This window comes from Virgibacillus profundi (assembly GCF_002287375.1).
In the GTDB taxonomy this organism is placed as follows: domain Bacteria; phylum Bacillota; class Bacilli; order Bacillales; family Amphibacillaceae; genus Virgibacillus_K; species Virgibacillus_K profundi.
The window spans coordinates 724,502-739,797 of record NZ_NPOA01000001.1; the positions used below are offsets into that span (position 1 = coordinate 724,502).

Annotated in this window: 12 protein-coding genes, 1 pseudogene and 1 riboswitch; of the genes and pseudogenes, 8 read left to right on the forward strand and 5 right to left on the reverse strand. The window is 39.1% G+C overall.

Translation table 11 applies throughout. The features are described 5' to 3' along the window. Window positions 1-25: 25 nt before the first annotated feature. Together CIL05_RS03075 and CIL05_RS03080 are read right to left on the reverse strand one after the other, a co-directional pair. Window positions 26-1,192 (reverse strand): TraB/GumN family protein, encoded by a 1,167-nt coding sequence (locus CIL05_RS03075; RefSeq protein ID WP_095654024.1) that lies wholly within the window; start codon window positions 1,190-1,192, stop codon window positions 26-28. A gap of 316 nt (window positions 1,193-1,508) precedes the next feature. Continuing rightward, window positions 1,509-4,703, reverse strand: a complete 3,195-nt coding sequence (locus CIL05_RS03080; RefSeq protein WP_095654025.1) for a DEAD/DEAH box helicase — start codon at window positions 4,701-4,703, stop codon at window positions 1,509-1,511. A 288-nt stretch (window positions 4,704-4,991) separates the two neighbouring features. Beyond that, window positions 4,992-5,102: riboswitch (SAM riboswitch) on the forward strand. A 217-nt stretch (window positions 5,103-5,319) separates the two neighbouring features. Between CIL05_RS03080 and CIL05_RS03085 the strand changes: the two genes are divergently transcribed. From CIL05_RS03085 to CIL05_RS03105, 5 genes are all read left to right on the forward strand, one after another. Continuing rightward, window positions 5,320-6,345, forward strand: coding sequence for a methionine ABC transporter ATP-binding protein (locus CIL05_RS03085; RefSeq protein ID WP_095654026.1), 1,026 nt, complete (start codon window positions 5,320-5,322; stop codon window positions 6,343-6,345). Further along, complete coding sequence (locus CIL05_RS03090) at window positions 6,335-6,997, forward strand: methionine ABC transporter permease (protein WP_095654027.1); 663 nt, start codon at window positions 6,335-6,337, stop codon at window positions 6,995-6,997. The genes CIL05_RS03085 and CIL05_RS03090 overlap by 11 nt, the downstream gene beginning before the upstream one ends. Window positions 6,998-7,075: 78 nt before the next feature. Continuing rightward, window positions 7,076-7,942, forward strand: coding sequence for a MetQ/NlpA family ABC transporter substrate-binding protein (locus CIL05_RS03095; RefSeq protein ID WP_095654028.1), 867 nt, complete (start codon window positions 7,076-7,078; stop codon window positions 7,940-7,942). Between the two features lie 18 nt (window positions 7,943-7,960). Beyond that, entirely contained in the window at window positions 7,961-9,163 is a 1,203-nt protein-coding gene (locus CIL05_RS03100) for a M20 family metallopeptidase (protein WP_095654029.1), read from the forward strand. Window positions 9,164-9,435: 272 nt separating this feature from the next. After that, complete coding sequence (locus CIL05_RS03105) at window positions 9,436-10,626, forward strand: coenzyme F420-0:L-glutamate ligase (protein ID WP_095654030.1); 1,191 nt, start codon at window positions 9,436-9,438, stop codon at window positions 10,624-10,626. Between the two features lie 84 nt (window positions 10,627-10,710). Here the strand turns inward: CIL05_RS03105 and hprK are convergent, their stop codons facing one another. Then, entirely contained in the window at window positions 10,711-11,637 is a 927-nt protein-coding gene (gene hprK / locus CIL05_RS03110; protein WP_095654066.1) for an HPr(Ser) kinase/phosphatase, read from the reverse strand. 202 nt (window positions 11,638-11,839) lie between these two features. Between hprK and CIL05_RS03115 the strand changes: the two genes are divergently transcribed. Next, window positions 11,840-12,727 carry a LysR family transcriptional regulator gene (locus tag CIL05_RS03115; protein WP_095654031.1) on the forward strand — a complete coding sequence of 296 codons (888 nt, stop codon included), beginning with the start codon at window positions 11,840-11,842 and terminating at the stop codon, window positions 12,725-12,727. A gap of 61 nt (window positions 12,728-12,788) precedes the next feature. Here the strand turns inward: CIL05_RS03115 and CIL05_RS03120 are convergent, their stop codons facing one another. Beyond that, a complete protein-coding gene (locus tag CIL05_RS03120) occupies window positions 12,789-13,028 on the reverse strand; it encodes a thioredoxin family protein (protein ID WP_095654032.1) in 240 nt (79 codons plus the stop codon). A gap of 127 nt (window positions 13,029-13,155) precedes the next feature. Continuing rightward, complete coding sequence (tatA, locus tag CIL05_RS03125) at window positions 13,156-13,338, reverse strand: twin-arginine translocase TatA/TatE family subunit (RefSeq protein WP_095654033.1); 183 nt, start codon at window positions 13,336-13,338, stop codon at window positions 13,156-13,158. A gap of 242 nt (window positions 13,339-13,580) precedes the next feature. Between tatA and CIL05_RS03130 the strand changes: the two genes are divergently transcribed. Both CIL05_RS03130 and CIL05_RS03135 read left to right on the forward strand, forming a co-directional pair. Next, on the forward strand, window positions 13,581-14,348 hold the full coding sequence (locus tag CIL05_RS03130) for a gluconate 2-dehydrogenase subunit 3 family protein (RefSeq protein ID WP_095654034.1): 768 nt from the start codon (window positions 13,581-13,583) through the stop codon (window positions 14,346-14,348). Between the two features lie 14 nt (window positions 14,349-14,362). Beyond that, window positions 14,363-15,166, forward strand: a pseudogene (locus tag CIL05_RS03135) (GMC family oxidoreductase); the annotation flags it as partial. Window positions 15,167-15,296: the final 130 nt, after the last annotated feature.

Here is a 15,296-nt window from a genome sequence, read left to right on the forward strand (position 1 = left end):
AGCAGGAGAGGCCTCATTTCCTTCACTATAGATTTTCAATAAACAAACGAATGACATCTGCTCCACCAATAAATGTTCCGAGTGAGCTTCCTAAGTTTGCCAAAACAACTACAAGCAGGATGCGGGTTACTTTATTGTTCCAAAACCCCTTCACACTAAAAACATCCTCCATAAGATTTTCAAAATCACCTACATTAGGCCGTTTTATATAAGCTTGAGTAATTCCGGCAAACCACCCAGCTGCTATCAGCGGATTTAAGGAGGTTATTGGGGCAACTACAAACGCCGTCAGTATAGTTAGCGGATGCCCTAAGGCAATCGCTGCACCAATTGCTGACATTGATCCATTCCATATCACCCAGCTGATTGTCTGCTGGAGTCCTGCAGATGGATTGGCATAAAAGGTATATGCAATTAATGCAATAATGATGACAGGGATAGACCAGCCGATTATTTTCGGCACCTTGGATTTAGGAGGTATTTCAGATAAACGCTTTAAATCATGATCTTTTTTTATCTCCTTAGTAATTCCCGGAACATGGGCTGCACCTAAAACAGCAAGCACTTTATTCCCTGGAGCTTTTTTTATTTTCTGGGATAAATATTGATCACGTTCATCAATTAATGGAACTTTTAATTTAGGAAAGGATTCTGTGAACTCATTTAGAATAGAGTTAATCGTGTCCTGTGATTTCATTTTTTCCAGTTCTTCTTCAGAAATACTTTCTTTACTGAATATACTCGCAATAACCTGCATTAGAAGGATTGCTTTCCCCTTCAGTCCAATCCCGCCCCAAATACGGGAAAAGGTGGTTTGAATATTTCTGTCAGCTAAGACAAGCTCTGCATCAACCTCTTTAGCAGATTCAATTCCCTGAATCATCTCCTGACCTGGATTAATATTGAATTGTTTCGCCATCCGTTTTTGAAAAGAGGATATAGCAAGATTCATTAAAAGCAGTGAAGCTTTCTTTTCTTTAATAACCTTAAAGATATCCATATCCTTCCACTTACTGCCTTCCGTGATGGATTGATACCTTTGCTCATCCAATTCGACGCAAACTGAATCAGGCTTTTCTGCTTCAATAACTTCCTTTACCTGTGCTGCACTGTGTTTAGAAACGTGGGCCGTCCCGATAAGTATTAATTCCTTACCATCCATATGTATTCTAGTAATATTTTCTTCTGACATAACTACCTTCCTTTTAAAAACAAGCTTGGCTTATTGCCAAGAACTAATGACTCAAGCCTTATCGTTAATTATACTTCATACAGCGGAAATTTTATACTGTCAAAGCGTTGAGCGGAAAAAACTACGTTCAAGCAAGTTGTTTGGGCTGTATATCAGCGGTTTGGCTCATGGTATCAGCGGTCAGCGGGATCTCACCGTGTATCAGCGCTTTCGGTCACTGTATCAGCGCTAATGATGATTCTATCAGCCCAAAACTGCTTTTTATCAGCAAACCCCCGCTTGGACGCCCGTTTAATTTTTGCCTGGAATAACTTCCTCATTCAAGCGTTAATATTTCCCGTATATCTTCTTCGTTAAGTGAAGTATTTGCCTTCTCTGCCGGATCAATAATCTCTTCAATTAAATGTCTCTTCTTCTCTTGTAATTCATTTATTTTCCCTTCGATTGTTCCACGGGAGATAAGTTTGATAACCTGGACAACATTTTTCTGACCAATACGGTGTGCACGATCAGCAGCTTGCTCCTCGACCGCGGGATTCCACCAGAGGTCATAAAGAATAACTGTATCGGCGCCTGTCAAATTAAGTCCGGTACCACCTGCCTTCAGGGAAATTAGAAACAGATCACGTTCGCCTTCATTGAATCGATTACAGATTTCCACACGCTCTTCTGAAGGAGTTTGTCCATCAAGATAAAAATAGTTATCCCCTTGAATAGTCAGTTCTCTGCCGATAATTTCAAGCATTCCCGTAAACTGGGAGAAAATAAGCACCCTTCTTCCGGACAGCTTTGATTCTTCTATAATTTCCAGCAGCTGCTCAAATTTTGCTGAACTTCCTTTATAGCCATCCACAAACAATGCCGGGTGACAGCAAATTTGCCGTAATCGGGTGAGCCCGGCAAGGATACGGATTTTATTTTTCTGAAATGTATCTTTATCCAAATGCTTTAACGTGTCATATTTTAATTTTGCCAAATAGGCAGCATATAGCTCCTTTTGATCCTTAAGCAATTCTACTGATTCCATAGTCTCAATTTTTTCCGGTAGCTCTGAAAGGACATTCTTCTTTAACCGCCGAAGTAAAAATGGGCGAATTCTCCTTGCAATTTTATCCCGTGTCAGGTTACTATATTCCTTTAATCCCTGGAATAATTCAGGGAAAACAACGTGGAAGATGGACCAAAGCTCTTCAAGTGCGTTTTCAACAGGGGTTCCAGTCAGCGCAAACCGATAATCTGCTTCGATTCGTTTCACAGCCCTTGCTGTTTGTGTAATGGGATTTTTGAAGACTTGAGCCTCATCAAAAAATACCGTGTGAAAATATTGCTTTTCAAACCATTTTATATCTTTACGCAGTAATGGGTAGGATGTAATAACAACATCCATCCCCATTACTTCCTTCTGTAAATGAATCCGATCTGTCTTATTTCCGTCGACTATGGCAGCTCGTATATCCGGTGTGAATTTCTTGATTTCATTCAGCCAATTATATGTCAATGAGGATGGACAAACGATGAGAACGGGAAGCTTCCTTTTACGGATATCTTTGAGTTCTGAGTGAATGAATGCAATACTCTGCAGTGTCTTACCAAGTCCCATGTCATCAGCTAAAATCCCGCCAAATTTATAAGCAGCAAGTGTTTTCATCCATTGAAAACCCTGCTTTTGATAGTCTCGCAGTATGTGCTCCAAACTACCGGGGACTTCGAACTCCATTTTATCCGGATGTTGAATGTTATCCAGAAAATGACGAAACGATTCCTCAAACGTGAGTAAATTATGGTCATTAACTGTTTCAAGCAGACGGATCCCTCTTACAATAGGTACATTCAATCCCTCTTCCAGATTCTCATCCTGTGCTGGAACAGCATTTAAGAAACGTCTGATCTCTTCAAATTCTCTTGTCTCCAGGGAGAGTAGCGAACCACTTTGCAAACGGTAAAACTTGCGCTTTTCCTCAATAGCTAATAATACTTCCTTGATCTGCTTTTCCGGAATACCATCCATTTCAAATTTAAATTCCAGCCAATTGGTTCGTTCCTTTTTCACTTTCACACGTATCTTTGGAAAGATGCTTTTTTTCAGGATTCGGGTCCTCACTGCTGTAGTTGCATAGATTTGAACAAGCTTCTGAAGCTTTGGTACGATATGATATAAAAACTGATACTCTAGCTCCTCATTATGCAAAAAGTACCCGCCCTCTGTTTTAGCAAAAGAGCCAGTCTCCATTAATTCAAGGATTTCTTCTTCCTTTTCCATATCTCTAATAAGCTTAGAATACGCTTTGGATTCCTGACTTTCCAACGGATTTATCAGACTATTTTCATAGTGGAATTCGAGTCCTGCAAGCAATCGATTGTTCACACGATCCAAATATAGCTTAGCGATTAATGGGGTTTTTATAAAACTTTTGGAGATCTCCCCGGACAGCTGAACATCTCCTAACTTTTTCAAGCCTTTTGCTACATTATCCAAAAAATAATCCAGCTGTTCCTTAGGAATTGGTACTTGATTTATTTTTGAACCCTCTAACATTTGCTTTAAATCTGACAGACGCTTACAGTCCTCATTTTCAAGCTCATGTATTTTTCCGCCGGAGAGAACAGATTGATAGGAATTTAAAACAACCACCTGATTTAGACCTTTGACTTTCAACTGATACCCGTGCCCGTTGTTTGCAGCTTCAAAGGAAAACTGTAAAGGGAGCGTTTCGTTTGAAAATATCAGACCATCAAATGTATTTCCACCATACTCCAGCTTCACCATTGGAGTTTGCTCAAGCAATGGTGCGAGCTGTTCCCAGGAAGAAGGTGGAATGAACAAGCTATGATCATTTATATAGTTGGGTTTATCCTGTAATGCATCCATATAGACTTTCTCATCGTGCGCAACTTTTATGAGCTGCCCAATGGTGGCATTTGTTTCTTTAGAAAAGCAATGAAGATTTGGATCATATGTGAATCGATCAGTAAGTACACTTGGTTTCCCCACTTTAACTTGTTCCAGGAACTCCCGGACATCCCATACAATAGTAGAATTAACTTCCATTTCCAGCCCCAGCATGTGCAACTCTTTTCCTAACATGAATGGTTTGCATGTAAACACTACATCCAGCACTTCCCTATCTTCAAAGTGAAGCTGATGACCACTTGAGCGTTTAGACTGATCATTAAAAAGTGTCAGCAGATCTTTAGTCAGTTTCGGATTTTCACCTGATACTTCCTGTTTTCGTTGTTTATCGTAAATCAGTGATAAAACGGCTGCAATATGCTGACAATCATTTTTATACGACGCCAGTTTCGGACAGCTGCATGACGTGCTAAAGCTCCCATCTGTCTCTTTATCAATCGTGACATGAAAATCCTCTTTCCCTTTTACGGTTGCTTCACATCGATTGGGGCTATATTTTTCAACGATTACTTTATTGGAATGATAAAAAGACTCGCCTCTTTTATAGGAGACAGAACCGCACATTTCTTTAATTTTCTTGTGACTTAATTTAATTTTCAAAAGTCCTGCTCCTTCCTGAGGATTTCATTATGTACTCTTTTAGAAAATGAAATAATATAGATTTTATGTTTAGAAGTTTTGACTTTCCAGTTTACTTTCTTAAATAACTGTAATTATTTAGATTGTATCACAGAATAGACATGTTAAATAAAACCTGACTTTGAAAACGGATACAATTCCGAGCTTAATAGTCAGAATTATTTTATTTTATAAAAATCATTGACTTCTCTTCATTTTCAATCTAGACTTACATTTAATCTTAAAAAAATCGAATAGCAATACATCATTTTCTTATCAAGAGAGATTGAGGGACAGGCCCTAAGACATCTCGGCAACAGATTCTATATCGGAATACTGTGCTAATTCCTGCAAATGCAAGTAGCATTTGAAAGATGAGAATGAGATGGCTTCTTACATAGAATCCTTCTTTTTCTTATATCCAAGAAAAAGAGGGATTTTTTTATTTACACTGATAGTAAAGTATAACTTTTTTAGGAAATCAGTATAAGTGTAACTAAGGCTTTCGCCATTAAGGCTTGGCGATAAGCCAAGTTTTCTAAGGAAATAAATTTGATGGTGTTAAACAGAATTTCAGTAGACTTCAGGAGGTCAGCATATGATTGAATTTAAAGATGTGTCCAAGACATTTAGCCTTGGAAAACGAGATGTTCACGCAGTTAAAAATGTATCCTTATCCATCAGTAAAGGAGAAATATTCGGGATCATTGGCTTCAGTGGTGCAGGAAAAAGCACACTGCTCCGCCTGGTGAACATGCTTGAGCGGCCGACTTCCGGAACCATCTTCATCCAGGATATTGATGTTAGTAAACTGTCTTCAAAAGATTTACGGACTAGAAGGCGCAATATCGGCATGATCTTTCAAAACTTTAACCTGTTCAACTCACGTACTGTTGCTGGAAACATTGCCTATCCATTGAAATTGGCTGGTACGCCCAAAAGGGAAATTAATAAACGTGTGAAGGAATTATTGAACTTTGTAGGACTTGCAGATAAGGAAAAGGATTTCCCTGATCAATTATCAGGCGGACAAAAGCAGCGTGTCGGAATTGCACGGGCACTTGCCACTTCTCCGGATATTCTTATCTGTGATGAAGCAACTTCAGCGCTTGACCCTGATACAACTGCTGATATTTTAAAACTACTGAAGAAAGTAAATCGGGATTTAGGGATCACGATATTATTAATCACACACGAAATGCATGTCATCCAATCCATTTGTGACAAAGTAGCTGTTATGGAAGATGGAGAAGTCATTGAAGACGGAAATGTATTTGAAACATTCACTGACCCACAGCATGAAACAACACAGCGATTCATCCACTCTGTACAAAGTGACCTGCCATCCAAACAAATTTTAAAGGAATGGCGCTCTAGTGGGGGCGGGAAGTTGTATCGTGTCATATTTAAAGGGGATGCAACGAATGACCCGGTCCTTTCAACAATTACCAAAAAACATGATGTTGATTTCAATATCGTTTACGGTGCAGTGAGAGAATTACAGGAAAAACTGTTTGGAAATCTGATTGTTTCGTTTACCGGTGATGCATCAGCAGTGCAAAACGTACTGAATGAGCTTAACACAATTGTAGAACTTGAGGAGGTCATTGAAAATGAAGGTTGATTGGACAACATTTTGGCCAAGGATTGTAGAAGCGACTGGTGAAACACTCACAATGGTTATTGCCACACTTATTTTTGGTTCCATCATCGGAATCAGTTTTGGTCTTTTGCTCTTTGTAACAAGAGAAAATAATATTTTGGAAAACAAACTGCTCTTTCAAATCTTAAACGTTTTTATAAATATCATACGACCGATTCCGTTCATTATTTTCATGGTTGCTATATCAGAGCTAACCAGATTGGTTGTCGGGACAACAATAGGTACCGTTGCAGCAATTTTCCCAATGACGATTGTAGCAAGCTTTACCATCGCAAGGGTTGTGGAAAATAACCTGGTCAGCATCGACCCTGGCGTAATAGAAGCAGCACAAGCCATGGGAGCAAGTCCACTCCGCATCATCTTTACTATTTTGATACCTGAAGCGCTCGGTCCGCTTATTTTAGGACTTACATTTGTTTCTGTCAGCCTTATCGACTTCTCGGCAGTCGCCGGAACTGTCGGTGGTGGTGGTCTCGGACATATAGCCATGACCTATGGCTATCAGCGATTTGATGGAAGTGTCATGCTTGTCACAGTTATTATCCTAATCGTTATGGTACAGCTCGCACAATGGATCGGCAATACACTTTCGAAAAAAATTATGCGGCGTTAAAACGGTGCATGTAAAATATTTTTTTAAAAGACCCAAGTATCAGGCTCTTAACCACAGAATAAAGGGAGGAATTTTAAAATGAAAAAATTATGGATATTATGTTTAGCTATCTTATCAGTTGTTGCACTTTCCGCTTGCAGTAGTGCGAGCAGTGAAAGCGGTGAAGGTGATACTGTTAAAGTGAAAATTGGGGTAAATGGTTCAGATGGTGTTCAATGGCCGATTTTGAAGGAGAAAGCAGCAAAAGAAGGCATTGAAATTGAACTCATTGAATTTCAAGATTATACCCTACCAAATAATGCTCTGGCTCAGGGAGACCTTGATATCAATGCATTCCAGCATATTGCATTCCTTGGACAATATGTGAAGGAAAGCGGTGAAGACCTTGTACCGATTGGTTCGACAATGCTTGCACCAATTGGTATATATTCCGAAAAAATTACGGATGTTTCAGAGATTAAAGAAGGGGATAAAATCGCTATCCCTGATGACCCTTCCAACCAGGCACGCTCACTCAGACTGCTGGAGAGTGCTGAACTGATTACACTGGCTGACGACTTTGGAATGTTCGGGGATCCATCTAAAATTGCGGAAAATCCATTGAATCTGGAGATTATTCCAATGACAGCACAGCAGACTCCACGTGTATTACCTGATGTTACTGCATCTGTTATCAATAATGGTGTTGCAGGACAGGCCGGATTTTCCCCTGGGGAAGACCCAATTTTCATAGAAGATGCAAATGGTGAGGCAACACATCCATACGTCAATATCATCGCAGCACGAGCAGAAGACAAAGATAACGAAACATATAAACGCATTGTTGAACTTTACCAGGAGAAAGATATCGAACAGGCTATAAAAGAAGACACAAATGGCGGATCATTCCTTGTCAAATTAACACAGGAAGAATTGGATAAGGCTTTTGAACAACTAAAAAAGTAAACCAGGGAGGAATATAAAATGAGTATTGTACAAGAAAATCGTAAAGAGGTATTACTTCAGTCCATTGACGAAAATCGTGATCTGTATATAAAAACAAGTCAAGACATCCACGCAAACCCGGAAATAGGGAACCAAGAAGTTTATGCAAGTGGCAAGCATGTTGACATACTGCAAAATGCAGGTTTTGACGTAAAAACAGCGGTGGCTGGGCATGAAACATCTTTTTATGCGGTAAAGGACAGTGGGGTAGAAGGACCAACTATCGCCTATCTTGCTGAATACGATGCTTTACCTGGAATCGGCCATGCTTGTGGGCATAATATTATTGGTACAACAAGTGTTGCTGCAGGTATCGCACTTGCAGAAGCACTACCTGAAACAGGCGGTCGTGTTGTTGTTCTTGGAACACCTGCTGAAGAAGGCGGGCCGAATGGCAGTGCTAAAGGCAGTTTCGTAAAACACGGCTATTTAAAAGATGTGGATGTAGCACTAATGCTTCATCCATCTGGAAAAACGAGTTTAACCGGTGAATCACTTGCCGTAGATCCGCTTGATTTTAAATTTTATGGAAAACCAGCTCACGCCTCGGGGGCACCTGAACAAGGTATCAATGCACTTGATGCCGTCATTCAATTATTCAATGGGATCAACGCACTTCGTCAACAGCTGCCATCCGATGTACGTATTCATGGTATAATTACACATGGTGGGGATGCACCAAACATTATTCCCGAATATGCATCTTCCCGCTTTTACATACGGGCTGAATCCTGGAATAAAACAGAGCAAACAGCGGCTAAAGTACGCGCCATCGCTGAAGGTGCCGCTCTTGCTACAGGTGCAACCGTTAAAGTTGAACGTTTCCAAAATGAAGTGAAGGATTTTGTTCTGAATTCCGTACTGGACGAAGCATTACAAGTGGAACTCGAATCGCTCGGTGAGGTCGTTCATACTAAAAAGGGTAAAGGTAAAGGATCAACAGATGCCGGAAACATCAGCTATGAGGTTCCAACATCACACGGACATATTAAAATTGGTCCAGATGATCTAATTGCCCACACTGACGAGTTCCGGGAGGCAGCTAAATCAGAATTAGGAGATAAAGCAATTATTACCGGGGCAAAAGCTCTTGCTTCAACAGGCTATAAGCTATTAACCGATTTTGAACTTTTACATCGAATTAAAAAGGAATACGAACAAGCACTCGCTCTGAAGCAATAAAGAAAGTTGGCTGAAACGATGTGAAAATCGTTTTAGCTTTCTCGCTTTGGGAAAATGTTTTTGTTATCGGGATGATGTTCTGGCTCTCGGGCTGATGCTTTCGCGCACAGGCTGATGTTTCTGTTTTCGAGCCGATGTTCTCCCAACCTGGTATATTCCCTTTCTTGTTTATATTTTAAAGCACATCTAATTTTACTTATATGACCAAATTGTTGTATATTACAAGTTGACACATATAAATTTATTTTAGTAGTCCTATGGAGGCGATTGTAGTGGAAAGAGTAGTCGGAACAGTTGTTAGAGGTCTTCGGTGCCCGATCATTAATGAAGGGGATAACATTGAGGAAATTGTTGTGGACAGCGTTTTAAAAGCCTCGGAAGTGGAAAAAGTTCAAATAAATGATAAGGATATCGTTACATTAACTGAATCAATCGTTGCCCGTGCCCAAGGTAATTATGCAACAGTTGATCACATTGCTGAAGATGTACATACCAAATTTGGAGATGATACAGTTGGTGTGATATTTCCAATTTTAAGCCGGAATCGATTTGCAAACTGCCTTCGGGGGATTGCAAAGGGAGCCAAAAAAATCGTTTTAATGCTCAGCTTTCCTTCAGATGAGGTTGGCAATCACTTAGTAGATATAGATGCGCTTGATGAAAAGGGAGTCAATCCATGGACAGATGTCCTGACAGAAGAACAATTCCGCAATCATTTTGGGTATATTAAGCATACATTTACAGGTGTTGATTATATTGAGTACTATAAATCACTGGTTGAAGAATATAACATAGAATGTGAAGTTATCTTCTCAAATAATGCAAAGACCATTTTGGATTACACAAAAAACGTTCTAACTTGTGACATACATACAAGAACCAGAACGAAGAAAATATTAAAGGAAAATGGCGGAGATAAAGTTTACGGCCTTGATGATATCCTGGCTGCTTCAGTTGACGGGAGCGGCTATAATGAATCCTATGGTTTGCTTGGATCAAACAAATCGACGGAAGATGGCATTAAACTTTTCCCACGTCAATGCCAGCCTATTGTTGATAACATTCAACAAAAACTTAAAGAAAAAACAGGCAAAAATATAGAAGTAATGATTTATGGAGATGGTGCCTTTAAAGATCCAGTAGGTAAAATATGGGAGCTTGCTGACCCTGTTGTATCCCCGGCTTACACGTCAGGACTTGTTGGTACGCCTAATGAGGTTAAATTAAAATATCTTGCTGATAATAACTTTGCTGATTTAAGAGGAGAAGAATTGCAGCAGGCTATATCTAAGTTCATTGATAATAAAGATGACGATCTTTCAGATGCAATGGAAGCCCAGGGTACGACACCAAGAAAGCTGACAGATCTGATTGGTTCACTATCTGACCTGACTTCAGGAAGTGGGGATAAAGGAACACCCATCGTCTTTATCCAAGGATATTTTGATAATTATACAGAATAAGATGGTAATGAAATGGTTTCAATCAGTAAAGTTGTAGAAGCTTTACTGATTTTTTTATTGTTTGGTAAAAAAACAGACGGGATATCAGCTATTCCCGTCTTCTTCATCTGATTCGATACGTTGAATAAACTCCTCTGCAGCACTATAGCCCTGCTGCTGCAAATACCAGTTATTTGCTGCCGCTTCAATTAGACCGGCCACGTCCCGGCCTGGTTGCAGCTGAATCTCAATATGAGGAATGGGAACATCCATATACTCCTTGAATTTTGTCTCAACCTCCAGCTCGTTATTCAAGGAGTTTTTCTCCCACTTTGTTAGGTTTATATCTAAAGCAATCCTCGTTTCATCCTGAAAGGCCTTTCTTCCATATATACGTACAACATTTAATAAACCAATACTTCTTAGTGCAAGAAATGCCTTGTTTTTCTCATTATGGGTACCAAGAATTGTTTTATGGCTTAGTTTTTTCAATACGACAATATCATCTGCCACCAGCCGATGTCCTCTGCCAATCAACGTGTGCGCTGTTTCGCTTTTTCCCACACCCGACTCTCCACGAAGCAGGATTCCTATTCCAAAAACATTAAGACAAACCCCGTGCAATGCAATTTCAGGTGCCAATATTCTTGTCAAATAGGCATCTGCTTTTGCAATAAAATCTGTCGTAGATTCAGTTGTACGCAACAAGGGAATTTTCTCTTTTGTACAATAGCGCTTTAAGTATGTAAGTCCTTCCTGCTCTGCCGTTACAATAAAGCATGGTGGATGGTAGTTTACAACATTGCCAATCCGCTTCTGCCGTTCTTTCTGACTTAACTGATGTAAGTATGTAATTTCCTTTTTACCAAGGATTTGTACACGCTCCATTGGGAAAAAATCAAAGTAGCCGATAAATTCCAGTCCGGGGCGATGTGTCTGCAATTTTGTAATTGGGCGCTCCAGATATGCTTCCCCTGACAGTACCTCCAATGAAAACTCTGCCACTAATTTCCCAACCGCAATTGATTTCAGCATAATTACACTCCAACCTCTAAATTAGTATATTTATTGATTATACTTCAAAATGAAGCAGATAGTAAAAAATATTAATTATTCAGGATGTCTTTTTATTTTAAAATATGGAATCCAGTTCATAGTCTGCTTAAATTGTATTATCCAATAATCTGTATAATAATAGGAAGATAAACCATCATTTAGAAAGGGTTGGGGCAGAATGGATCTAAGACAACTTGAATGTTTTATGGCGGTCAGCAAAGAACTGCACTTTTCCAGAGCTGCTGAGAAGTTATATATTTCACAGCCATCCTTAAGCCAACAAATAAAAAATTTAGAAGCTGAAGTAGGCACACCACTATTTGATCGAATTGGTAAAAAAACAGCTTTAACAGAAGCTGGAAGTATTTTACTAATTCACAGCCAACGAATTTTTCATGAAATTGAACAATCTAAAGCCGAAATAAGAGAATTAAACGTACTACAACGAGGAAAACTTACCATCGGGTCGCTTTTAACATGTATAAGCTATCTTCTCCCACCTACCATTATAAATTTCAAAAGATTATATCCTAATATTGAACTATCCATCTTAGGTTTACGGACAGGAGATATAAAGAAGAGACTGCTGGAAAATGAATTAGACTTAGGGATTGTGTTTTTACCAGTGGACGATGAGGAAATTGAGTCCATTCCATTATTTACGGAAGAACTTTCTTTAGCTGTTCCATTAGGTCATCCCCTTGCAGAATTCAAAGAGATTGAGATGAAGAAACTTGAGGACACAGCAACAATATTATTACCTGAAAACTATCAGCTGAGAAAGCTGATTGATAAGTATTGTGTGGAACTTGGCATTACGCTTAAGTCAACGCTGGAAATGACTACAATGGAATCTTTAATTCAAATGGTTTCTGAAGGTATTGGTGTAACTATTTTGCCTGAACCGTACATTGATTATTTAAAAAGTAGCCAAATTGCTAAAGTTAAATTAATTAATCCCACACCCCAAAGGGACATTGGATTTATTTATAGAAAGGACAAATTCATGTGTGCAACTACAAAGTCCTTTATTGATCAATTGGGTGAAAAAAGTGTCTCTTTGTAGCCCATAGAATTAAATAAAGCAAGAGGCACAGTGATTGAGCCTCTTGCTTTTGATGTTTTTATTATCCGTTCTTCACATCTTCCATGCTTGCCCCAAAATTAATATGATAGACATCTTCACCTATTACAAGAGCCGGAACTGATTTTACCCCAACCGATTCAGCTTCACTTATTCTTGAAGCATCTTCACCAAAGTGGACAATTTCCAGATCTGTTTTTGATTTATCCAAATATCCTAACATCATTTGCTCTGCATCCATACATACTGGACAACCTGCATGATAAAAAACTGCTTTTTTCATTATTTTTTCCTCCTACTATTTTGTCCTATATATATAGGATAGGACAGATATAGTAAGTAATCCAATAGCAATTTTTTATTGTTATGATAGGTTTTAACTATGATTACCAAGCTTTTAATTATAACTACTATTCACCTTTTTGTTTTTCACTCGTCTCATCATCACCCATGAGATCACTTGCCGTCCGTTTAAACTCTGCTAGGGTTTTTCCCATGGCAGAACCAATCTCAGGAAGTTTCCTTGGTCCAAAAATAATTAAAGCAATAATTAAAATTAAGATCAATCCTGGAATGCCAATACTTGATAACAACTTCTGTCAACACCTTTCATGACTTCTTAATGGATGAGTTATTTTTTTAATATGTCCACGATAAATTTTATTTATACATTGTTAAAAATTGGGCACTCTATTATTGAAATATATTATTTGTTGTTGGAGATTGAATGTTTATATCAGACAGTTTCCACGTTATTGGAATTTCCGGTATCTGAATTTATCATCCAAAAATTGCTGCTTTGCAATAATATTCATTAGAATTAGGAGGTTTTTTTGTGTCAGATAAAGAGAATCCAGAAAACAAACAAGATACAAAAAGTACGAGACGTGACTTTATAAAAAGTTCAAGTTTAACTGTCGGGGGCCTTGTTGTAGGTGGGGCAGTTGGAGGCTTGCTTGGCAGAACAAGTACGGATCCGGATGAAAAAACGGAAACGAAACAAACGCCAGCAGCTAATCCAAATGAAGCCTTGATGTTTTTTTATCCTGATGAATATCAGACAACCATGGCTGCTGCGGAACGCATCTTTCCGGAAGATGATTTAGGGCCTGGTGCTAGGGGATTGAATGTAGCCATTTATATCGATCATCAGCTTGCCAGCCAATGGGGTGTAAATGCAAAAGACTATAGAATGGGGCCATGGTATAACCCAGAGCCAACACAAGGTGGACAGGTTAGACTACTTAGAAAGGATTTGTTCCGGTTAGGCATAAAGCAGCTGGATAATTACAGCAAAAAGAAATTCGATAATACATTTGTGGACCTAGAATCTGACCAACAAGTTGAAGTATTGGTTGCATTTGAAAATGGTGAAGCAAACGCCTTATCCGGTGTACCTTCATCTGAATTTTTTAAATTACTTCGAACGTTAACCCTTGAGGGAGTTTATGCTGATCCAATGTACGGCGGTAATAATGAAATGGAAGGATGGGCAATGAGAAAATATCCTGGGACACGTATGAATTATGTCAAAGAAGTTGAGAGTAAAGAGTTTATTAAGTTGGAGCCTAAGAGCCTACATAGTCATATGAAACACTCATAGAAAGGATGATAAACATGGTTAAAAAACTGCCTAAAGTACCTGTAGTTGTTGTCGGTATGGGGTGGGCCGGCAGTATTATTTCTGCAGAATTAACAAAAGCGGGAATTGAAGTGGTTGGCCTTGAACGTGGAAGAGAAAGAAAAATGAGCGATTATTTAATGGTACATGACGAGCTCCGTTTCCAGCACCGTGAAGAAATGATGCAGGATCTATCCAAAGAAACGATTACTTCCCGTAATAACCGAAAAATGCGCGCACTGCCTATGCGCCATTATGGAACATTTATTGTCGGTGATGGTGTTGGTGGAGCCGGAAGTCACTGGAACGGACAAACCTATCGTTTCCTACCCTATGATTTTGAAATTAAATCATTAACTCAAGAAAGATATGGCGCAGGCAAAATCAAATCTGAAATACCACTCCAGGATTGGGGCATTACGTATGATGAATTGGAGTCCTATTACGATACCTTTGAGAAAATGGCGGGGATTTCCGGTGAAACAGTTGACCTTTATGGACATAGGTCTAATCCATATCCAACCGGTCCAATGTTAAAAACACCCGTTTTGGAGGAATTTGAAAAGGCTACAAAAAAACTCGGCTATAATCCATATATCCTGCCTTCTGCCAATCTTTCGGAGAACTATGAGAATCCGGATGGAATTTCGCGCATGGCTTGTCAGTATTGTGCGTATTGTGAAAACTTCGGCTGTGAGTATGGTGCGAAGGCGGACCCAGTTGTTACTGTTATTCCAGTTGCACAAGAAACAGGGAAACTGGATCTTCGTACACATGCCAATGTCACTCGCATCCTGAACGATGATTAAGTCCATATAATTGTGTAAAAAGGATAAACAAAAAGGGTCACATTAATTCCTTATGATACAATGTTTTTCAACGACGATAAACAATGTAGGAGGAATTAATAATGACCCAGTTACAGTTTAA